Origin of the sequence: Nocardiopsis sp. EMB25, assembly GCF_026797795.1 — a bacterium.
Taxonomy (GTDB): domain Bacteria; phylum Actinomycetota; class Actinomycetes; order Streptosporangiales; family Streptosporangiaceae; genus Nocardiopsis; species Nocardiopsis lucentensis.
Genome location: NZ_JAMTDN010000001.1, coordinates 1769254 through 1790550 on the forward strand (window position 1 = coordinate 1769254; position 21297 = coordinate 1790550).

21 protein-coding genes and 1 pseudogene are annotated in these 21297 nt (G+C 71.0%); 12 read left to right on the forward strand and 10 right to left on the reverse strand.

Features of this window, described 5'->3' with window-relative positions; translation table 11 throughout:
• Positions 1-44: 44 nt before the first annotated feature.
• The gene (locus tag KIK06_RS07680; RefSeq protein WP_026128103.1) at positions 45-518 is read right to left on the reverse strand and encodes an RrF2 family transcriptional regulator; all 474 of its coding nucleotides are present in this window, start codon (positions 516-518) and stop codon (positions 45-47) included.
• A gap of 81 nt (positions 519-599) precedes the next feature.
• On the opposite strand from KIK06_RS07680, the gene KIK06_RS07685 reads away from it, so the two are divergent.
• Both KIK06_RS07685 and KIK06_RS07690 read left to right on the forward strand, forming a co-directional pair.
• Positions 600-1361, forward strand: coding sequence for an SDR family oxidoreductase (locus KIK06_RS07685; RefSeq protein WP_268642584.1), 762 nt, complete (start codon positions 600-602; stop codon positions 1359-1361).
• 34 nt (positions 1362-1395) lie between these two features.
• Positions 1396-1818, forward strand: a complete 423-nt coding sequence (locus KIK06_RS07690) for an SgcJ/EcaC family oxidoreductase (RefSeq protein WP_017601437.1) — start codon at positions 1396-1398, stop codon at positions 1816-1818.
• A 78-nt stretch (positions 1819-1896) separates the two neighbouring features.
• Here the strand turns inward: KIK06_RS07690 and KIK06_RS07695 are convergent, their stop codons facing one another.
• Complete coding sequence (locus KIK06_RS07695; protein WP_268642585.1) at positions 1897-2880, reverse strand: alpha/beta fold hydrolase; 984 nt, start codon at positions 2878-2880, stop codon at positions 1897-1899.
• A 219-nt stretch (positions 2881-3099) separates the two neighbouring features.
• Between KIK06_RS07695 and KIK06_RS07700 the strand changes: the two genes are divergently transcribed.
• Complete coding sequence (locus KIK06_RS07700; RefSeq protein ID WP_268642586.1) at positions 3100-3897, forward strand: class I SAM-dependent methyltransferase; 798 nt, start codon at positions 3100-3102, stop codon at positions 3895-3897.
• Between the two features lie 130 nt (positions 3898-4027).
• On the forward strand, positions 4028-4435 hold the full coding sequence (locus KIK06_RS07705; RefSeq protein WP_017601434.1) for a MarR family winged helix-turn-helix transcriptional regulator: 408 nt from the start codon (positions 4028-4030) through the stop codon (positions 4433-4435).
• A gap of 128 nt (positions 4436-4563) precedes the next feature.
• Here the strand turns inward: KIK06_RS07705 and KIK06_RS07710 are convergent, their stop codons facing one another.
• Complete coding sequence (locus tag KIK06_RS07710; RefSeq protein ID WP_040691457.1) at positions 4564-5112, reverse strand: GNAT family N-acetyltransferase; 549 nt, start codon at positions 5110-5112, stop codon at positions 4564-4566.
• A 193-nt stretch (positions 5113-5305) separates the two neighbouring features.
• Between KIK06_RS07710 and KIK06_RS07715 the strand changes: the two are divergent.
• The 5 genes and pseudogenes from KIK06_RS07715 to KIK06_RS07735 form a co-directional block, all read left to right on the forward strand.
• Positions 5306-5533 (forward strand): annotated as a pseudogene (locus tag KIK06_RS07715) (sensor domain-containing protein); the annotation flags it as partial.
• Positions 5534-5639: 106 nt separating this feature from the next.
• Positions 5640-6005, forward strand: a complete 366-nt coding sequence (locus KIK06_RS07720) for a sensor domain-containing protein (RefSeq protein WP_268645889.1) — start codon at positions 5640-5642, stop codon at positions 6003-6005.
• A gap of 191 nt (positions 6006-6196) precedes the next feature.
• The gene (locus tag KIK06_RS07725; RefSeq protein WP_268645891.1) at positions 6197-8083 is read left to right on the forward strand and encodes an ABC transporter ATP-binding protein; all 1887 of its coding nucleotides are present in this window, start codon (positions 6197-6199) and stop codon (positions 8081-8083) included.
• A gap of 205 nt (positions 8084-8288) precedes the next feature.
• Positions 8289-9206, forward strand: coding sequence for a helix-turn-helix domain-containing protein (locus tag KIK06_RS07730; protein WP_268642587.1), 918 nt, complete (start codon positions 8289-8291; stop codon positions 9204-9206).
• A gap of 68 nt (positions 9207-9274) precedes the next feature.
• Positions 9275-9928, forward strand: coding sequence for a dioxygenase family protein (locus tag KIK06_RS07735; RefSeq protein ID WP_017601428.1), 654 nt, complete (start codon positions 9275-9277; stop codon positions 9926-9928).
• Between the two features lie 113 nt (positions 9929-10041).
• Here KIK06_RS07735 and KIK06_RS07740 read toward each other — a convergent pair whose 3' ends face one another.
• A complete protein-coding gene (locus tag KIK06_RS07740; protein ID WP_268642588.1) occupies positions 10042-12315 on the reverse strand; it encodes an excinuclease ABC subunit UvrA in 2274 nt (757 codons plus the stop codon).
• Positions 12316-12479: 164 nt separating this feature from the next.
• Here KIK06_RS07740 and KIK06_RS07745 point away from each other — a divergent pair, with 164 nt between their 5' ends.
• Positions 12480-13292 carry a TetR/AcrR family transcriptional regulator gene (locus KIK06_RS07745; protein WP_268642589.1) on the forward strand — a complete coding sequence of 271 codons (813 nt, stop codon included), beginning with the start codon at positions 12480-12482 and terminating at the stop codon, positions 13290-13292.
• A gap of 57 nt (positions 13293-13349) precedes the next feature.
• On the opposite strand, the gene KIK06_RS07750 is transcribed toward KIK06_RS07745, so the two are convergent.
• Positions 13350-13961, reverse strand: a complete 612-nt coding sequence (locus tag KIK06_RS07750; protein ID WP_268642590.1) for a LysE family translocator — start codon at positions 13959-13961, stop codon at positions 13350-13352.
• A gap of 96 nt (positions 13962-14057) precedes the next feature.
• On the opposite strand from KIK06_RS07750, the gene pdxR reads away from it, so the two are divergent.
• Entirely contained in the window at positions 14058-15542 is a 1485-nt protein-coding gene (gene pdxR / locus KIK06_RS07755) for a MocR-like pyridoxine biosynthesis transcription factor PdxR (RefSeq protein ID WP_268642591.1), read from the forward strand.
• Positions 15543-15561: 19 nt separating this feature from the next.
• On the opposite strand, the gene KIK06_RS07760 is transcribed toward pdxR, so the two are convergent.
• Positions 15562-16125, reverse strand: a complete 564-nt coding sequence (locus KIK06_RS07760; RefSeq protein ID WP_268642592.1) for a helix-turn-helix domain-containing protein — start codon at positions 16123-16125, stop codon at positions 15562-15564.
• 49 nt (positions 16126-16174) lie between these two features.
• On the opposite strand from KIK06_RS07760, the gene KIK06_RS07765 reads away from it, so the two are divergent.
• Positions 16175-16681: a GNAT family N-acetyltransferase gene (locus tag KIK06_RS07765; protein ID WP_017601422.1), complete on the forward strand. Its 507-nt coding sequence runs from the start codon at positions 16175-16177 to the stop codon at positions 16679-16681.
• Positions 16682-16703: 22 nt separating this feature from the next.
• On the opposite strand, the gene KIK06_RS07770 is transcribed toward KIK06_RS07765, so the two are convergent.
• The 4 genes from KIK06_RS07770 to KIK06_RS07785 all read right to left on the reverse strand — a co-directional run bounded on the left by KIK06_RS07770 (position 16704) and on the right by KIK06_RS07785 (position 21063).
• Positions 16704-17750 (reverse strand): EamA family transporter, encoded by a 1047-nt coding sequence (locus KIK06_RS07770; protein ID WP_268642593.1) that lies wholly within the window; start codon positions 17748-17750, stop codon positions 16704-16706.
• A 102-nt stretch (positions 17751-17852) separates the two neighbouring features.
• Positions 17853-19178: an ABC transporter substrate-binding protein gene (locus tag KIK06_RS07775; RefSeq protein ID WP_268642594.1), complete on the reverse strand. Its 1326-nt coding sequence runs from the start codon at positions 19176-19178 to the stop codon at positions 17853-17855.
• An 18-nt stretch (positions 19179-19196) separates the two neighbouring features.
• Complete coding sequence (locus tag KIK06_RS07780; protein ID WP_017601419.1) at positions 19197-20105, reverse strand: carbohydrate ABC transporter permease; 909 nt, start codon at positions 20103-20105, stop codon at positions 19197-19199.
• Positions 20095-21063, reverse strand: a complete 969-nt coding sequence (locus KIK06_RS07785) for a carbohydrate ABC transporter permease (RefSeq protein ID WP_017601418.1) — start codon at positions 21061-21063, stop codon at positions 20095-20097. Before KIK06_RS07785 ends, KIK06_RS07780 begins: the two co-directional genes overlap by 11 nt.
• Positions 21064-21297: the final 234 nt, after the last annotated feature.

The following is a 21297-nucleotide window of genomic DNA, read 5'->3' on the forward strand; positions in this document are numbered from 1 at the left end:
ACCGCGCTCGGGCGGCGACGCGCCGGGGGCTCTCGCTGACGGGGTCAGCGCCGAGCGGTCAGCCGTGCCCGGGTGCGCTCGGGCACGGTGGGCGGCAGGCTGTCCAGGACCTCGGCCAGTGAGACCCCGGCGAGGCTGTCCCGCCAGACCTGGTGGGCCTCGTCCATCTTCTGGGCGAGGACACACCTGTCCTGGCAGTCCTCGGGTGGCAGCGCCCCGCGTCCCCGCTGGCGGATCTCGCGGCACACGTAGGGCGAGGAGGGGCCGTCGACGGCCTCGACGATCTGGAGGAGAGTGATGTCGCAGGTGGGCCGGGCGAGCCGGAATCCGCCGCGCGGACCCGTGGTCGCGTCCAACACACCCGCCCTGACCAGTGCCTGGAGCTGTTTGGCGAGAGAGGGCGCGGGGATGTCGTAGTACTCCGCCAGTCGTGTCGCGGACGCGGTGGCCCCCGGTTCGAGCTGGGCCAGGGTCGTGGCGCAGTGCAACACCCACTCGGTACTCACAGGCAGCTTCATGTCCTCCAGTCTATTAAAGATATTGCGGAACTTTTTTATCCTCAATAAGCTGCGCAGTAGCCGACACAAGGAGTGAACACCATGCGGATCGCGGTCGCCGGAGCCACGGGCAACATCGGGTCCCTCACCGTCCGGGCCCTGGAACGGGAGGGGCACCAGGTCGTGGGCATCAGCCGCGCACAGGGCGTGGACCTGCTCACCGGGGATGGACTCGACCGGGCGCTCACCGGGGTCGACGCCGTCGTCGACGCCACCAACACCACGGCCGCCGACCGCTCCACGGCGGTCGACCACCTGGGCACCATGACCCGCAACCTGCTCGCCGCCGAGGAGCGCGCGGGTGTGCGCCACCATGTACTGCTCTCGATCGTGGGAATCCACCGCGTCGGGGGCAACCCGCACTACGCCGCCAAGCGGGAGCAGGAGCGCCTGGTCGCCGAGGGGCGGGTGCCGTGGACGATCGTCCCGGCCACCCAGTTCCACGACTTCGCCGCCATGGTCGCCAGCTGGACCGAGAGGGACGGCGTCGCCCAGATCGCCCCACTGCTCGTACAGCCCGTCGCCCCCGCCGACGTGGCCGACGTCCTGGCCGAGGTCGCCCCCGGTCAGCCGCGGGGACACCACGCCGATCTGGCCGGACCCGAGCCCCAGGACCTGGTCGACATGGCCCGGCGCACCCACCAGGCGCAGGGTCGTCAGGTCACGCTGGTGCCGACGTGGTCGGGCGCCTTCGACACGGAGATGGCCGGGAACGTCCTACTCCCGGGGCAGGGGGCCCGGATCGCGCCGACCACGTTCGCCGACTGGCTCGCGGACCTGCCGAAGACCGCGGAGAGCAATTGACCTCAACATAACTTTAGGTAGAAGACTCCCCTCCATGACCACACCGCACACCCCCGACCGAACCCACGAGACCGAGATCGAGGCCATCCGCCGGGTCGTCGCCGAGGTGGAACGCGCGCAGCGCGACGAACGCCCCGACGCGTTCGCCGCGCTGTTCCGCCAGGACGCGATCTGGACCACGGCCCACGGCAGACGACTGTTCGGGCGCGAGGAGATCAGCGACTTCACCCACAAGGTGCTGCCCGGGGCGATGGGAGACCTCGTCCCCGTCTACGAGGTCGACCACGTCCAGTTCATCCGACCGGACGTGGCCGCGGTCAAGGTCCGCCAGCGCTACCTGACCCGCGACGGTGCTCCGGCAAGGGATCAGCCCGAGGGCACACCGCTGTACGTGATGTCCAAAGAAGACGGCCGCTGGCTTTTGACCGCCTGCCAGAACACACAGGTCCACGGCTGACCCCCGTGGGCGGGCCCGACCGGCCCGCCCACGGGCGCTCACGCGGCCAACCGGCGGCGGCGCGTTCCAGGGCCGGAGCTAGGACGCGCCGTCCTCCTCCACGTGGGCGAGGAAGTCCAGCAGCGCGGCGTTGACCTCCTCGGGACGTTCCTGCTGCGTCCAGTGCCCGCACCCGGCCAGGGTGATGTTGGCGTGCACGCGCGGCGCGACCAGGTGCAGGTTCTCGCGTAGGAAGTCCACGCCCTTCAGGGACACGACCATGTCCTTGTCACCGACCACGTACAGCGCGGGCACGTCGACCGTGCGGCCCTGGAAGGCGGCCATGAGCTCGTTGTTGCGTTCGATGTTGCGGTACCAGTCGAGCGGTCCGGTGAACGCGTCGGCGCCCTGGTAGTCCTCCGCGAACGCGGCCACGTCCTCCTCGGTCAGCCAGTCGGGCAGGGCGTCCGGTTCGGGCATGGTGTCCAGGAGGGTCTGGCCCTCGGGGATGACCCAGGGCTCGGGTTGTTCGACCCGGGGGTTGTCCCCCGACGCGTTGAACAGGATGCGGCGCAGCGTCGCGGCCGGGTCTTGAGCGAGCTCGGCGTCGGCCGTACCGGGCTCCTGGAAGTAGATCTGGTAGAAGCCCTCGCCGTACAGGTCCCGGGTGACCGAGGGCGGAGGCATCATGGCCGGGGGCGCCGGGGGAACGCTGAGCCCCGCCACACCACGCACCAGGTCGGGGCGCAGCAGCGCGGTCGCCCAGGCCACGGGCGCCCCCCAGTCATGGCCGACCAGGACGGCGCTGGAGGCCCCGAGTTCGCGGATCAGCGCGGTGACGTCGCCGACGAGGTGCGGCAGGGTGTAGGCGTCGGTGGACTTGAGCTTCTCGCTGCGGGCGTATCCGCGCTGGTCGGGAGCGACCACACGGTAACCGGCCTCGGCCAGCGGGGCGAACTGGTGGCGCCAGGAGTACCAGCTCTCGGGGAAACCGTGCAGGAGCAGGACCAGCGGCCCCTCCCCCTGTTCGGCGATGTGCAAGCGGACTCCGTTGACCTCGACGTCCCTGTGCCTGACGGTCATCGTTGGCTCCTCGCCGCGTTCGGGTGGGCCGCGGGATCGGTCCGCTGGGGGCGGTGGCGGCCTCACGGGGAGCATAGGGGAAGGGGCGTGCGGCGCACGTGCGAACTCCCCACCCGGCACGCATGTCTCAAATAATGAGAATCAAATCTCAAAAAGAGAGACATAGGTGTAGGGTCCCCACCACAGGCACTCCACGACACCCCTCAGAAAGGGGAGCCCATGTCGCGCTACACCCACGGCCAACACCGCTCGGTCACCGACTCCTACCGCTGGCGCAACGCCGCCAACTCCACCGCCTACGCACTGGATGAGATGGCCCCCGGTCGTTCCCTGCTGGACGTCGGTTGCGGACCCGGCACCATCACCGTCGACCTGGCCCAGCGCGTCGCCCCCGGCTCCGTCACCGCCGTGGACTCCTCCGCCGAGGCCGTCGACCTGGCACGGGCCACCGCCCAGGAGGCTGGCCTGGACGACATCGACTTCCAGGTCCACGACGCCCACGACCTGAAACTGCCCGACGACACCTTCGACATCGTCCACGCCCACCAGGTCCTGCAACACGTCAGCGACCCCGTGCGCGCCCTGGCCGAGATGCGCAGGGTCGCCCGCCCAGGAGGCGTGGTCGCCGTGTGCGACAGCGACTACTCCGGCATGTTCTGGTACCCCCGCCTGCCCGAACTGGACGCGTGGATGTCCCTGTACCAGCGCGTCGCCCGAGCCAACGGCGGCGAACCCGACGCCGGACGCCACATGGTCGCCTGGGCGCACCGGGCCGGGTTCACCGACGTCACCTACGTCTCCGAGGCCTGGAGCCACTCCTCCCCCGAACGCCGCGAGTGGTGGGGGCAGATGTGGGCCACAAGGATCCTGGAGTCCGACATGGGCCGCCAGGCAGTCGCCGAGGGGTACGCCACCCGACAGGACCTGGAGGACATCTCGGCGGGTTGGAGCCGGTGGAGCCAGGACCCCGACGGAGTGTTCGTGATCCCGCGCGGCGCCCTGGTCTGTCGTGCCTGAGCGCCCCGTCTTCCGGGCCCACGCACGAACGGGCCCGGAAGACGGCGACACCGCACGCCGTCACTGGTCAGCACGAGCGGGCGAGATATACCGTCGTCCTGACACCGCCGTCCACGCCTGGAGGACCCCCATGTCCGACCTACCGATCGGCTACTGGCTCAAGCACCTGGACCGGCTGATCGAGAACGACTTCGACAGGGTACTGTCCACCGAGTCCCTGGGGCGGCGCCACTGGCAGGTGCTCACCTCCCTGCACAGCGACCCCGTGACGGTCGCCGACCTGGACCGGCGCCTGGCCCCCTTCCTGGAGGAGGACGAGCCCACCGTCGCGCCCGTGGTCGACCACCTGCGCGCACGCGGATGGGTGGAGGGGGAGCGGCCGCTGTCCCTGACCGCGGCGGGCGAAACGGCGCACAAGGCCCTCTTCGAGAAGGTCAGTGACGCGCGCCGCCGCTTGGCCCAGGGCATCAGCGACCAGGAGTACCGCGCCACGGTCGACGTGCTGGAACGCATGTCGGCCAACCTCGAACGCGGCTGACCCCCACCCGGATCCGCCCCAGGGCCGGCGCCCGTGTCCACCAGCGTTCCCCCGTGGCCGGGGCCCGCGCCACGACGACCACCGCTCCCGCGCGGTGCCGGAACGAGAACCACGGGCACGCGCCGGGTTCAGACCAGGTCGGCGGGCAGCTCGCGGGTGAGTTCGACGAAGGCCAGGTCGGGGCGCTTGGGCAGCCCGAACGACTCGTCACCGTAGGGGAAGGGGGTGACCCGGCCCGTGTTGGTGTATCCGCGCCGCTCATACCAGGCGATCAGGTCGGAGCGCTGCTTGATCACCTTCATCCGCATCAGGCGGCACCCCCACGTCCGCACGGCGGTGCGCTCGGCCTCCGCGAGCACGCGACGGCCCAGTCCCGAGCCCTGGGCCGTGGGCCGCACGGAGAACATCCCGAAGTAGGCGCCGCCGGTCCCCCTCCGAAGCTCGCAGCAGGCCATCAGCTCCCCGTCGGACTCGGCCACCAGGACGAGCGTGTTCGTGCGGGAGAGCAGATCGCCCACGCTGTCCTCGTCCACGCGCTGGCCGTCAAGCAGGTCCGCCTCGGTCGTCCACCCCCGCCGTGAGGCGTCACCCCGGTAGCAGGAGTTGACCAGCTCCACCAGTGCGGGGACGTCACCGGGCACGGCCGCTCGGTAACGCAGCTCCGGCTCGCCGTGCATCGTCGCGTCGTTGGTCTCAGTGGTGGTCACACAGGCCTCCGTGGCTCCGAATCTCGCGCCTCCAGTATCGGGCACCGAAACCGGGCCTCGCACCGACGCCCCCGGCGCCAAGGCGTGGTGGGGCCAGTACCACCCCGAGCCCTCACCCCTACGGCCCTGACCCGGTCCCGGTCGCGAGCGTAGGTTCGCTTCCATGAACACCGACCCCTTCGCCCGGATCGCCGCCGACACCCGCTACGTACTGCTGGGACCGGTACTGACCATCCCGGCCTTCGCCCTGGTCCTGACCGGACTCGCCGCCGGAGTCGGCTCCGCCGTAGCCGTCGTGGGCCTGTTCGTCCTGGTCGCGGCCCTCCACACCGCCCGCGGCGCGGCCCACGTCGAACGCATCCGCCTGGCCGACCTGCTGGGCGGTCCCGTGGTCCGGCGCGCCTATCGTCCCGCCCGGCCCGAGGCGGGCCCCCTACGCCGCGCTCTGACCCCCCCTGGCCTGTCAGCAGAGCTGGCTGGACGCCCTCCACGCGCTGGTGGTTCTCCCGCTGTCGCTGGTCACCTTCGCCCTGACCCTGACCTGGTGGGCGGCGGGTGTGGGCGGGCTGCTGTACCCCCTGTGGGGCTGGGCGCTCCACCACATCCCCGGCTACACCGGCGTTGGCGCCTACCTCCTGCCGGACTCCCCCGTGCTGGCCACGACCCTGATCCACATGGTCGCGGGCGCGCTGTTCACCCTCACCGTGCCGGTCGTGGCGCGCGTCAGCGCCGGCGTCCAGGCCACCGTGGGTCGGGCGCTGCTGTTGACCCCCTCCGACGACGCCGTGCGGGTGCACACCCAGCCCTCCGGCCGCGCCGACGAGCACGACCAGGCCCGGCACCGGGTCCCCGCCCACGCCTGAGCCCCGAACCCGCGCTCTGGCGGCCACCGCCGGAGCGCCGATCCCCCTGCCTCACCCGACCCCTTGACCTAAACAATGGTTCAGGTTCTACGGTCGGTGGTGACCGGCCCGCGCACGGCGGACCACCCGCCCGCCCCGGTCACGACCCACACCGCACCGTGAGGAGGCCGGGGCCCGCGCCCCACGAACCCATGAGCATGGAAATGGCCGCGTGGAACTCCATTTATCACGCCACGCACGCCCGAGAGGACCAGCACCCCTTCTCCCTACCGGTCCTACGGCGCATCGCCTCCTTCGCCCGCCCCCACACCCGCCACCTCACCTGGTTCCTCACCCTGAGCGTGGCCACCGCCGCCCTCGCCGTCGCCTCCCCGCTCCTGGCCGGACGCGTCGTCGACGCCATCGTCGAGGGCTCCCCACTACGCCCCGTCCTCCTCCTGGCCGCCGCCATCGCCGCCATCGCCGTCGCCGAGGCGGCCCTGGGACTGGTCGTGCGCTGGCTGTCGGCCCGCATCGGAGAGGGGCTCATCCTCGACCTGCGCACCACCGTCTACGACCACGTCCAACGCATGCCCGTCGCCTTCTTCACCCGCACCCGCACCGGAGCCCTGGTCAGCCGCCTCAACAACGACGTCATCGGCGCCCAACGCGCCTTCAGCGACGTCCTTTCCGGCGTCATCAGCAACCTCGTCACCCTCGCCCTGGCGCTGGTGGTCATGGTCAGCCTGTCCTGGCAGATCACCCTGATCGCCCTCCTCCTGCTCCCGGTGTTCGTCCTGCCCGCCCGCCGCATGGGCGCCCGCCTGGCCCGCATCGAACGCGAACGCACCCTGCACAACGCGGCCATGAGCACCCAGATGACCGAACGCTTCTCCGCCCCCGGCGCCACCCTCATCAAACTCTTCGGCCGCCCCGACGAGGAATCCGCCGAGTTCGCCCGCCGCGCCCGCCGCGTCCGCGACATCGGCGTGCGCACCGCCATGGTCCAGGAGGTCTTCTTCACCGCCCTCACCCTGGTCTCCGCCCTCGCCCTGGCCGTGGTCTACGGACTGGGCGGCCTCTACGCCCTGCGCGGACAACTGGACGCGGGCACGGTCGTGTCCATGGGCATGCTCCTCACCCGCCTGTACGCCCCCCTCACCGCACTGGCCAGCGCCCGCGTCGAAGTCATGAGCGCCCTGGTCAGCTTCGGCCGCGTGTTCGAGATCCTCGACCTGAAGCCCCTCGTCGACGAACGCCCCACCGCACACGCCCTGCCCCCCGGCCCCGCGTCCCTGGAGTTCGACGACGTCACCTTCGGCTACCCCGGCGCGGAGAAGGTGTCCCTGGCCTCCCTGGAGGAGGTGGCCACCCTCGACAGCACCGACGACGGACCCGTCCTGCACGGCGTGTCCTTCCGCGTCGAACCGGGCCAGATGGTCGCCCTCGTCGGCTCCTCCGGCGCGGGCAAGTCCACCATCGCCCAACTCGCCCCCCGCCTCTACGACACCGACTCCGGAACCGTCCGCGTCGGCGGACACGACGTGCGCGACCTGACCTTCCACACCCTGCGCCACACCCTGGGCATGGTCACCCAGGACGGCCACCTCCTCCACGAGAGCATCCGCGCCAACCTCACCCTCGGCAACCCCGACACCACCGACACCGACCTGTGGGACGCCCTGCGCCGAGCCCGCCTGGACACCCTCGTCGCCGCCCTGCCCGACGGCCTGGACACCGTGGTCGGCGAACGCGGCTACCGCTTCTCCGGCGGCGAACGCCAGCGCCTGACCATCGCACGCCTGCTGCTGACCAACCCCGAGGTGGTCATCCTCGACGAGGCCACCTCCGCCCTGGACTCCACCTCCGAGGCCGCCGTCCAGGACGCCCTGGCCGAGGCCATGCGCGGCCGCACCTCCCTGGTCATCGCCCACCGACTGTCCACCATCCGCGCCGCCGACGCCATCCTCGTGGTCGAGGACGGCCGGATCGCCGAACGCGGCACCCATGGCGAACTGCTCGCCCGCGGCGGCCGCTACGCCGAGCTGTACCGCACCCAGTTCGCCACCGGCGAGCCCGAGCCGGTCCCCGCTCCCTGACCCGGACCACGGCCACCACCCAGACCCCGCCTCCCCGGTGGCGCCACACCGGGGAGGCGGCCCCACCGCCCGAGACGCCACGCCCCTGCCCGAAACCCGAACCCGCCCACCGGGCCGAACCCGCTCCCGGGACCGTTCAACGATCCGATTGGCGATGATGGAGCCGACACCGGCCCACCACACCGGGAACGGCAGGAGAACGAGCATGGAGACGGCATCCCCCCTGGAACTGCACCGACTGGAGGTCCCAGCCCCGCAGCTCTTCCCGTTCGCCATCGGGACCTTCGACACGATCGGCCCGCTGTCCCGGGCCGCGTTCGCGCACCGACACACCTTCCACGAGATCGTGCACGTCACGGCCGGCTCCGGTGAGCACGTCATCGACCTGCACCGGTGGCCGATCACCCCACCCAACCTGGGGATCCTCTCCGCCGGACAGGTGCACCACTGGGCGGCGGCCCACGGCGTGGACGGCCACGTGATGCTGCTGGAGGACGCCTTCCTACTGGACCGGCCGGACGACCTCAGCCTTCTGCGCCGACTGGCCGCCGACCACCCCTGGCAGGCCCTGCCCCCCGAGGCCGCCGCCGAGGTCTCCGGAGTCCTCGACGAGATGCTGCGCGAATTCCGCGCCCGAAAGCCCGGCATGGCCTCGGTGCTCCGCGCCTACCTGCACATCCTGCTGACCCGAGCGGCCCGCCGGGCCGATCGGGGACCCGCGCGGCCGCACTCCGGCACGGACACCCCGGCCCAGCGGTTCCTCCGCCTCCTCGACGAACCCGCTTCGGCCACCGGGATGCCGGTCGCCGAAGCGGCCGCCCGGCTCGGGGTGACCCCCGGCCACCTGGCCGACGCGGTCAAACGGGCCACCGGCCGAACCCCCGGCGCGCTCCTGCGCGACGCCCGCACCCTGGAGGCCAAACGGCTCCTGGCCGGCACCGGCCTGACCGTGGCCGCGGTGGCCCGAGCGGTCGGTTTCACCGACCCCGCCTACTTCTGCCGGTTCTTCCGCCGCGAGACGGGGACCAGCCCCGGGCGGTTCCGGCGCCGCTGCCGCACCGTCCCGGAGAAGCACCACGTTCGCCGAGATCCGTCCATCGCCCCCGGAGGGAACGGAACGTAGTCTCATCCTCACCCGCAGGGAGTCCCGGCCGGGCCCCACCCCCCACCTCCCCCACGAGGAGCGCCTCCATGGCCGAGAGCACCGACCGCCCACACCAGGACGGACCGACCCGCAAGACCCTGTTCAGGGCCGCCCTCGTCGCGGCACCCGCCGCCGCGCTGCTGTCCGCCGCGGGGTCCGCCCCGGCGCTCGCCCGCGACCGGGCCGCGGACGGCACCGCGCTGGACCCCACCCCGCAGTGCGACGACGGTGACGACCCCACGCCCCCGCAGATGGAGGGCCCCTACTTCACACCGCACTCCCCGCGCCGCCGCGACCTGGTGGTCCCGGGCGACCACGGGGTGCTCCTGTCGGTCTCCGGCTACGTCTTCACCAGGGACTGCCGACCCGTGGCCGGAGCCCTGCTCGACTTCTGGCAGGCCGACGCCGGCGGCGTCTACGACAACACCGGCTACGACTACCGCGGCCACCAGTACACCGCGGCGGACGGCGCCTTCCGCCTGACCACCGTCGTCCCCGGCCTCTACCCCGGACGCACTCGCCACCTGCACGTCAAGGTGCAGGCCCCGGCCCGGCCGGTGCTCACCACCCAGCTGTACTTCCCGGGCGAGCCGCGCAACGGTACCGACTGGATCTTCGACCCCCGGCTGTTGATGAACGTCCACAACCACTGGGGACGCAAGGCCGCCGAGTTCGACTTCGTCCTGGACCACACCGTCTGACCCGCCCTCCGCCCCACCCCCGGGAAAGGTCGCGGTCCGGGCCCCCGCCCCGCTACCGGGGTCCGGACCGCGGTCGCCGCCCCGGTGGGGGCGGGGGCGGCGACCCCGCGCGCCTACCAGCCCAGGTACGCGCGCAGGTGCCGGGCGGTGAGGGTGTCGGCCTCGGCGGCCATCCGCGCGGGCGCGCCCTCGAACACGATCCGTCCCCCGTCGTGCCCGGCGCCCGGCCCCAGGTCCACGATGTGGTCGGCGTGCGCCATGACCGCCTGGTGGTGCTCGATCACCACCACCGTCCCACCGGCGTCCACCAGCCGGTCCAACAACGCCAGCAACCGGTCCACATCGGCCGGATGCAGCCCGCTCGTGGGTTCGTCCAGCACGTACACCGACGCCTCCTTGGCCATGTGCACGGCCAGCCGCAGCCGCTGACGCTCACCGCCCGACAGCGTGGTCAGGGGCTGTCCCAACCCCAGGTAGCCCAGACCGACGTCGTGCAACCGTCCCAGGATGGCGCCGGCGTTGCCGGAGGTGAAGAAACCACGTGCCTCCTCCACCGTCATGGCCAACACCTGGCTGATGTTCCTGCCCCGCAGCGTGTGCGTGAGGACCTCGGGCCGGAACCGGGAGCCCCCGCACTTCTCACAGGTGGAGGCCACACCCGCCATCATCGCCAGGTCGGTGTAGATGACCCCGGCGCCCTTGCACTCGGGGCAGGCGCCCTCGGAGTTGGCGCTGAACAACGACGCCTTGACCTTGTTGGCGCGGGCGAAGGCGGTGCGGATCGGGTCGAGCAGCCCGGTGTAGGTGGCCGGGTTGGACCGCCGTGACCCGCGGATCGGTGACTGGTCGACCACGACCACGCCGTCACGGCCGGTCAGGGAGCCGTGGATGAGGGAACTCTTGCCCGACCCGGCCACCCCGGTGACGGCGGTGAGCACCCCGAGCGGGATGTCGACACCGACGTCCTTGAGATTGTGGGTGTTGGCTCCGGTGATGGGGATGACGCCGGCGGGGGTGCGGACCTTCTCGCGCGGGGTGACCCTGTGGTCCAGGTGGCGTCCGGTGAGGGTGCCCGAGGCGCGCAGCCCGGCCACGTCGCCGGTGTAGGTGATCCGGCCACCGTCGGGTCCGGCTCCGGGGCCCAGGTCGACGACGTGGTCGGCGATGGCGACGGTCTCGGGTTCGTGCTCGACCACCAGGACGGTGTTGCCCTTGTCGCGCAACCCCGACAGCAGGCGGTTCATCCGCTCGATGTCGTGGGGGTGCAGGCCGACCGTGGGCTCGTCGAAGACGTAGGTGACGTCGCTGAGGCTGGACCCCAGGTGGCGCACCATCTTCACCCGCTGGGCCTCGCCGCCGGACAGGGTGCCCGACTCCCGGTCCAGGCTCAGGTAGCCCAGGCCCACCTCGACCAGGGAGTCCAGGGTGTGGCCGAGGTTGTCGACCAGCGGTTCGACCGAGGGCTCGTCGACGGTGCGCACGAACGCGGCCAGGTCGTCGATCTGCATGGCCGCGCACTCGGCGATGGTGCGGCCCTGGACCTTCACGGACCGGGCCCGGGCGTTGAGGCGGGCGCCGTCGCACTCGGGGCAGGTGGAGTAGGTCACCGCCCGGTCCACGAACGCGCGGATGTGCGGCTGCATGGACTCGCGGTCCTTGGACAGGTAAGTGCGGCGGACCTTGACCAGCAGGCCCTCGTAGGTGAAGGAGTCGCCCTCGCGTTTGACGCGGGTGGCGGGGGTGTGCAGGAAGGTCTCCCACTGCTCGGGGGTGAAGTCGCGCAGCCGCGTGTCGGGGTCGACCATCCCGGAGTGGGCCATCGTCCGCCAGTACCAGTTGCCGACCGCGAACCCGGGCGCGGTGATGGCGCCCTCGTTCAGGGACAGGTCCCGGTCCACCAGTTCCCCGACGTCCACCTGGTGGGTGCGGCCCAGGCCCTCGCACTCGGGGCACATGCCCTCGGCGTTGTTGAAGCTGAAGGCGCTGGAGGGCTCCAGGCGCGGAGTGCCCGCCCGGCTGAACACGATCCGCAGCATGGCGGCGGCGTCGGTCGCCGTGCCCACGGTCGAGCGGGAGTTGGCGCCCATGCGCTCCTGGTCGACGATGATCGCCGCGCTGAGGTTGCGCAGCGTGTCCACGTCGGGGCGGCCCAGGCTCGGCATGAAGCCCTGCACGAAGGTGCTGTAGGTCTCGTTGATCAGACGCTGGGACTCGGCGGCGATCGTGCCGAACACCAGGGAGGACTTTCCCGACCCCGACACACCGGTGAAGACACTGAGTCTGCGTTTGGGGATGTCCACCGACACATCGGTGAGGTTGTTCTCCCTGGCACCCCTGACCTGGATGGTGCCATGGGTGTCCGCGAGGGCGACGGGTTCGGTGCGCACGCTGGGCCTCACAAATCCGTAGGGTGTAAACTGATGGTGGAGGTCGATAGTTTACGCACTAAGGAGACAAAGTCGATACGTGGATCGACACACCGGGGACAACCTTCAACTCCTTATGCGCTAAAGTGATCACCCCGGGTCAACACGAGCCGAAGGAGGCAGCCGTGGTCGTCTACGCCGGACAGGGGGACGCGCGCCGTTCCATGGCACTGCTGTGGCGGGGAACCGCGGCCCCGGAACGGCACGCCTCCCCCGGCCCCCGCCCCGAACTGAGCGTGGACCTGGTCGTGGAAACGGCCATCGCCGTGGCCGACGAGGAGGGCATGACGGCCCTGTCCATGCGCGCGGTGGGCGAGCGCCTGCAACGGTCGGCGATGTCCCTGTACACCTACGTGGCCAGCAAGAACGAACTCATCGACCTGATGTACGACCACGCCTTCGCCGAACTGGCCGAGGCGGTCGAACACGAGACCGACCGAGACTGGCGCACCGCCACCACCACCTGGGCCCACCACCTGTGGCGGTTCAGCTTGCGCCACCCCTGGACCCTCCAGGTCTCCCACGCCCGTCCCGTCCTGGGCCCCCACGAGTACCGGGTCTTCGAGGCCCTGGCCCTGGTCCTGCACCGGGCCGGCCTCGCCCCCGGAGACATCCGCAGCGCCTTCGGCAGCCTGTACAACCTCGTACGCGGACTGGTCCGCACCAGCGCCGAGGCCCGCCAGGCCCAGGCCGCCACGGGCATGGCCGAGGACGAGTGGTGGTACGCGCGCTCGGCGCAACTGGAGGAGGTCGCACCGGACTTCGGCGACCGCTTCCCCACCCTCACCGCCATGGCCCAGGAGGGCGCCTTCACCAACACCGACGACAGCGAGCCCTACCTCGAACAGGAGGCCTGGGAGACGCTCCGGTTCGGGTTGGAGGCGCTGCTGGACGGGATCGAACGCAGACTCACCCCCACCGCCGACACCGGAACCTGACACCGCCCGCCGGGGCGTTCGGGGCGAACACCGCGCCCCGAACGCGCCCCGCGCCCGTCAGGGCTGCGCCACCGCCAACCGCAACCCCAACAGGGCGAACGCGCCCGCGAAGCCGCGCCGCAGCCAGGCCAGCACACGCTCGTCGCCGACCACACGGTCGCGCACCAGAGCCGAGAACCGCCCGTAGACCACGAACACCGCGAACGTCAGCGCCATGAACACCCCGCTCAGGACGAGCATGCGCACCAGGGGATCACCCGCCCCCGCCCCCACGAACTGCGGCAGGAACGCCAGGAAGAAGATCGTCAACTTGGGGTTGAGCAGGTTGAGCAGCACCCCGGAGACGACCACCCGCACCCCCGACCGGGACGAGGCATCACCCTTCACCGCCAACGCCCCACGGTCGCGCCACGTACTCCAGGCCATGAACAGCAGGTAGGCCACCCCCGCGTACTTGAGGACCTGGAAGGCCGTCGCGCTGGCGTGCAACAGCGCCGCCACACCCGTCACCGCCGCCAACGCGTGCGGGACGATACCCAGCGTGCACCCGAACGCGGCCAGCACCGACGCCCGGGTCCCCCGCGAGAGCCCCACCCCCACCGTGTACAACACCCCGGTCCCCGGGACGGCCACCACCACCAGAGCGGTCAACAGGAACTCCACGCTCACGCCGTCACCTCCCCGCGCACGGGAACGGACCGCGACCGGTATCTGAACAAGGGAACGACTGTGTGCATGCACCCAGCCTTCCGTCACACTGGACCAGTGAACAGGTCCAATCACGACCCATCCGACAGGTCCAAACCGGTGGGGGCCGACTTCCTCCACCTCGACCCCGCCCACGCCCCACCCGGCCACACCACCGACTGGCTCACCGACCGGCTGCGCACCGCGATCACCCACGGCGACCTGCCCCGGGGCAGCCGCCTGCCCCCCACCCGCACCCTCGCCACCGACCTGGGCGTGTCCCGCGGCGTGGTCACCGAGGCCTACCGGCGCCTGGCCGAGGACGGCCACGTACGCGGCCACGGCAGAGCCGGCACCATCGTCATGGCGACCATGACACCCCCACCAGCACGCACCCACCCCCACACCCGCCCCGACCCGAGCCCGCTCTTCTCCCCCCACCCCCGCCCGGACGTCTTCGACCGCCTGCGCCAGGCCCGCGCCCGCATCGACCTGTCCCCCGGCGTCCCCGACCTGGCCGCCTTCCCCCGAGCCGCGTGGCTGCGCGCCGAACGCGCCGTGCTGACCGACACCAGCGCCTCCGCGCTCGGCTACGGCGACCCCCGCGGCACACCACAGCTGCGCACGGCCCTCACCCACTGGCTCGCCCGCACCCGCGGCATCCGCACCCGCCCCGAGGACGTCCTCATCGTCTCGGGCACCGCCCAGGCCCTCGGCCTCATCGGAGCCGCGCTGCGCCACCAGCACATCGACACGGTCGCCGTGGAGGACCCCGGTTCCCTGGGTGTACGACACCACCTCGACCACGCCGGGCTGCGCACCCCGCCGGTCCCGGTGGACGAGGACGGCGTCAGCGTCGACGCCCTGCGCGCCACCGGCGCCGAAGCGGTCCTGGCCACCCCCGCCCACCAGTTCCCCACCGGAGTCGTACTCGGCGGGCGGCGCCGCCGCGACCTGATCCGGTGGGCGATGGAGGGCGGACTGGTCATCGAGGACGACTACGACGCCGAACACCGCTACGACCGCCACCCCGTCCCCGCGCTGGCGTCCGTGGCCCCCGACCGGGTCTGCTACGCCGGGAGCGTGTCCAAACTGCTCGCCCCCGCCCTGCGCCTGGGCTGGATCGTGGCCCCACCGCGCTGGCGCCCCGCCCTGGTCGAAGCCAAACGCTTCAACGACCTGGGCAGCGCGACACTGCCGCAGCTGGTGCTGGCCCACCTCATGGCCTCGGGCGACCTCGAACGCCACCTGCGGACCCTGCGCGGACGCCACCGCCGCCGCAGGGACACCATGATCGACGCCCTGCGCACCCACCTACCAGGGGCCCGCGTCCACGGCGCCGCCGCCGGACTCCACCTGACCGTGACCCTCGAGGCCCCCGTCACCGACACCGACCTGGCCGCCGCCGCGCTGGAACGCGGCGTCAAGGCCCACCCGCTCACCTGGCACCGCCAACGCCCCGGCCCGCCCGGACTGGTCCTGGGCTACGCCGGACGCACCGACACCGACATCCGCGAAGGGGTGGCCGTCGTGGGCGCCCTCCTTGACCAACACACGCGATGACCCCGCCGCCGCGGTCCGGTCAGGGCCGGGAGGAAGCCAAGGCGACCAGATAGCGGCAGACCGTGCCAGCGGGATTGTGGTACACGCACGGCACGGGCGCACCCAACTCCAGACAGTCACCGGCCCCGAGCCGGTGCTCCACCGACCCCTCAGTGAAGGCCAGGTCGCCCTCGATGACCCAGATCTGGTGATGGCGCAGGGCATAGGCGTCGGCCGGATAGGCCACGCGCGCCCCCGGCGGCAGTTCGACCTCGATCAACTCCATCACCCCGCCCGGCCGGGGGGACAGGGCGCGCCGACGGTACCCGGTCTCGGGATCGGTCCACACCGGCTGGTCGGCGGCCCGGGCCAACCGTCGGCCCTCGTGCTCGGCGCGGGCGATCAGCTCCGACAGCGTGATTCCCAACGCGGCCGACAACCGGCCCAGCAGCACCGCCGTGGGCTGCACGTCCCCATGCTCGATCCGGCTGATCATCGCCCGCGACACTCCCGCGCGCTCGGCCAGGGCGGCTCCGGTCAGCCCACGGGCGGTACGCAGACCGCGCAGGGTCTCGGCGAGGGCGGAACCCAGTTGATCACTCATGTGTTCACCATACTGCACAGATGATTTACCATGATGAATTATGAGAACCATGACCACACACGTACGCGACGCCACCCCCGACGACGCCGCCGCCTGCGCCGCGATCTACGCCCCCTACACCACCGACACCGCCATCACCTTCGAACTCACCCCACCCGACACCCAGGAGATGGCCCGACGGATCACCGCCGCCCAACGCCACCACGCCTGGCTCGTCCTGGAGGAGGACGACCAGGTCCTCGGCTACGCCTACGGCGGCCCCTTCCGCGCCCGCGCCGCCTACGCCTGGTCATGCGAGGTCAGCGTCTACCTGGACCCGCACCACCGCGGCTCCGGCCGCGGCCGCGCCCTCTACCGAGCTCTCCTGCCCGCACTGGCCGCACGCGGCATGCACACCGCCGTGGCCTGCATGACCCTGCCCAACGACCCCAGCCTCGCCCTCCATCGCGCCATGGGCTTCACCACCGTCGGCACCATGCACCGCGTCGGCCACAAACACGACGCCTGGCACGACGTCGCCTGGGCCGAGATCGACCTCACCGCACTCACGCCCTGACCGGCCCCCGGGCAGCCGCCGGTCAGCGCCCCTCCGACACGGGCCCGGGCCCGGCACCACCCTCACCGAGCCCCGCCCCCTCCGAGGCAACCGCCCGCCGCGCCCGCGACACCTCCGCGGCCCGCGACGGCACCGCGGTCTGCGTCACGAACGCCCCCGCCACGATCACCACCGCACCCAACGCCTGCACCAGGCTCAACGCCTCACCCAACAACACCCACGCCAACCCGATCGCCGTCACCACCTCCAGGTAGGCCACACCCCCCGCCACCTGAGGCGACAACCGCCGCACCGCCATCACTCCCACGGCGTAGGCCACCGCCGTACTCACCACCGCCAACCACACCACCATCGCCCACCCCGGCACCACCACCCCGCCCAACGGCAACGCCTCACCCAACGTCCCCCACGGAAGCGTCCACGGTCGCGCGGGCACACCCAGCAGCGCCGCCGCGACCACCGCACCGAACGCGATCACCGCCAACGGATCCGCGTCCTCACCCGTGGCATCCGACAACAGGAAGAACCCCGCCTGCGCCGCGGCGGCCCCCAACGCCAACCCCACGCCCACCGGGTCCAGGCGCATCCCCGCCCACACCTCCAGCAGAAGCCCCAGACCGGCCACGGCCAGCACCACACCCACCATCGCCGCCGGAGACACCCGGGTACGACGCACCACGCGGAACCACACCAGGACCAGCACCGGGCCGAGGAACTCGATCAACAACGCGACCCCCACCGGGATCCGCGCCACCGCCCCGAAGTACAGCGCCTGCACCCCCGCCATGGGCACCACCCCGTACCCCAACACCAGCCACGGCCGCCGCAACGGCACCCGCCAGTGCACCACCGCGATCGGCGCCAGCACCAACGCCGCCCCCGCCACCCGCAACCACGTCACCTGCAACGGATCCATCCCCGCCGCCAGCAGCGGCCGGGCCGCGACCCCCGCCCCACCGAACGCCAGAGCCGCGGCCAGGGCGAAGGCCAAACCCGAGGCACGATGCCGAACCGGCTGCACGGACACGGAGAACCTCCAGGGGGTGATGATCGGATCTTCGCCGAGCATAGGACCCCAGGTTCCACCGACGTGCACCGAGTTCACGGAACGCCGGACGCGGCCGTGGGCTGTGCGGGAGCGCTCCCGCACAGCCCACAGGAACATCGGGCGTCAGGCCGAACCGGTGGCCGTCGCCACCTCCGACATGAACCGCTCCGCCGCCTCGGCGGGGGTGATGTCGCCGAACGCCAGGTCGTCGGCGATCCGCTTGGTGATCTCCACGACCTCACCGGCGCCGATCGGCGGCGGCGGGTTGCCGTCCACGATCGTGCCCTCGACCTCGGACAGGAACACCGCGCTGCGCGCGTCCGGCTCCGACAGCGAGTCCGTGATCTGCCCGCGCACGTCCACGTTGGCGGGCAGGCCCCGGTCGGCCAGGATCAGCTCCGCCGCCTCCTGGCTGTTGAGCAGGAAGTCGACGAACCGCGCCGCCTCCTCCGGGTGCTCGGACTCCGACGAGATCGCGTAGAACATGGCCGGCTTGAAGAACATGCCGCTCCGGTCCTCCTCGGTCTCACCGGGGTAGCGCAGCAGTTCGAGGTCACGCCCGGACGAGGCCGTCAGGCCGCCCAGCTGGTTGGTCCAAAAGTGCGCCATCGCGCCCGTGTTGGTCGCCAGGACCGACTGGTCGGGGCCGCCCGCCTCGATCTCGACGCTCTCCGACGCGCTCGGCTGGCCGCCGTTGTCCAGCAGCTCCACCGTCAGTTCGTACCACTCCTCCAGGGTCTGCCGCGAAAAGCCCAGGGAGCCGTCCTCGTTGTAGAGGCGCTCCCCCCGCTGGCGCGCGAAGATCTGGAAACCGTTCTCGTTGTAGGCCATGCTCTGGGTGCCCACGACGTCTCCGCCGGTGGCCTCGCTGATCTCTCCGGCGAGTTCGACGTACTCCTTCCACGTCCAGCTGGAGTCGTCGGGCAGTTCCACGCCCGCGTCCTCGAAGGCCTGCGTGTCGGCCATGATCGTGTAGGCGTTCACACCCGTGGCCACGCCGAAGGTCCGCCCGTCCAGATCGCCGCTCTCGGCGATCAGGGGGTCGATGTTCGACAGGTCCAGGGTCTGGTCGAACTCGCCCAGGTCCGCCAGGGCGCCGCGTTCGGCGTACTCGCGCAGGTACCGCTCCTCCTGCGTCATGATGTCGGGCGCGTCACCCGCCGCGGTACTGGTCGCCAGGCGGTCCCAGTACCCCGACCAGTCGCTGTAGTCCCCGACGATCCGGATGTCGGGGTTCTCGGCCTCGAACAGGTCGATCACCTGCTGTGTCGTGGAGTGCCGGTCATCCGCTCCCCACCAGGAGAAACGCAGTTCCACCACACCGTCCTCGGACTCGCCTCCCCCGCCGCCGCAGGCGGTGGCGGCCATGGCGAGGGCGCTCACCCCGGCGATGAGGGGCAGGAGGGTGGAGCGGCGGCGGGAGGGCCCGCCGCGGGGGATGGCTCGCATGGGTTCGTTTCCCTTCGACTACTTGATTCCGGTGGTGGCGATGCCTTTGACCAGGTATCGCTGGCCAGCCAGGAAGAATCCGAAGACCGGCCCCAGCGCCACCACCGACATCGCCAGCAGCGGACCCCACGAGGTCTGCGACGTGGCGTCGACGAAGGTGCGCAGCGCCACGGGCACGGTGTACATGTCCGGGCTGGTCAGGAAGATCAGCTGGCTGAAGAAGTCGTTCCAGGTCCAGATGAAGGTGAAGATCGCGGTGGTGGCCAGGGCCGGCAGGGACAGCGGCAGGATCACCTGGAGGAAGATCCGCACGTGCCCGCACCCGTCGATGCGCGCGGCCTCGTCCAGTTCCTTGGGCAGTCCGCGGATGAACTGCACCATCAGGAAGACGAAGAAGCCGTCGGTGGCCAGGAGTTTGGGGACGATCAGAGGCAGGAAGGTGTTGATCCAGTCCAGCTCGGAGAACAGGATGTACTGCGGCACGATGATCACGTGGATCGGCAGCATGATCGTGGCGAGCATGATCGCGAAGAACAGCCGCTTGCCGCGAAACTCCAGCCGCGCGAAGGCGTAGGCGGCCATCGAGCATCCGATGAGGTTGCCGATGATCGCGCCGGCGACCACGATCGCCGAGTTGAGCAGGTAGTGGTGGAACGGGTACTCCAGCGCCGTCCACCCGTCGGTGTAGTTGCTCGGGGTGAAGGTCTCCGGGACCAGGCCGGGGGCGCGGAAGATCTCCTCGGTGGGTTTGAAGGAGCTGGCGAGCATCCACAGCAGCGGGTAGAGCATCACCAGTCCGGCCGTGATCAGGCCGATGTGGGTGAGCAGCCGCCGGACGCGTTCGCCGCGCGAACGCTCCCGTGTCCGCGGTGCCCGCGGTCGTGTCTTCGGCCGTGTCCGTGTGGGGGCCGTGGTGTCAGTCGCCATAGAAGACCCAGTACTTCGAAGCCAGGAAGTTCACCGCGGTGAACCCACCGATGATCACCAACAGCAGCCAGGCCATCGCCGAGGCGTAGCCCATGTCGAAGGAGCCGAAGCCGCGCTGGTACAGGTAGAGCGTGTAGAAGAGGGTGGAGTCCGAGGGCCCGCCGGTGCCCGAGCTGACGATGAACGCCTGTGTGAAGGTCTGGAAGGCGTTGATGATCTGCAACACCAGGTTGAAGAAGATGATCGGGGTGAGCATGGGAACGGTGATGTTCCAGAACCGGCGGAGCGGCCCGGCGCCGTCCACGGACGCGGCCTCGTAGTACATGGTGGGGATCTGCCGCAGGCCGGCCAGGAAGATCACCATGGGGGCGCCGAACGTCCACACGTTGAGCACGATGAGCGTGCCCAGCGCGTAGTCGGGGTGGGAGACCCAGCCCGGCGCGTTCTCGACCCCGAGGAAACCCAGGACCAGGTTGATCAGGCCGTCGGCGCCGAAGACCTGTCGCCACAGGATCGCGATCGCGACGCTGCCGCCCAGCAGCGAGGGCAGGTAGTACACCGACCGGTACAGCGCCAGGCCGCGCACGCCCCGGTCCAGTACCAGCGCCAGTGCCAGGGCCAGGGCGAGCTGGAGCGGCACCGAGGTGAACACGTAGACGAAGGTGACCTTCAGCGCGCTGAAGAGCCGTTCGTCGTCGAGCATGCGCTGGTAGTTGTCCCATCCGACCCACGCGTGGTCCCCGATGAGGCTGTAGTCGGTGAAGGAGAAGTACAAGGAGGCCAGCAGCGGGCCCGCGGTGATGAACAGCAGTCCGATGAACCACGGAGCCAGGAAGCCGTAGGCGGCGAGGTTCTCCCGCCTGGCGCGGTTCCCGGAGCGTCGGGGGCGTTCGGCGCGCGGCGCGGGTGTGTCGGGTTCCGTCTGCGCCGCGGACCTGCGTTCCAGCAGGGCGTTCACGGAGCCCCACCGTCCGGTGGGGGCTGCGCCCCGGTGGCGGGCGTGTTCGGGCCTGGGTTCATGACTGGAGACCGCCAATCTGGATCGGAGGGGACGGGCGCTGTGCCCCTGTGAGGGAGAACACGGGGCGAATCGGTCGAAGCCGTCTTGGTAAGCGCTATCCAGATACTAAGATTGATCAGTTTCTAGCATCGGGTTACACGGGTGTCAACGACGGGTTTCCCCCAAACCGTG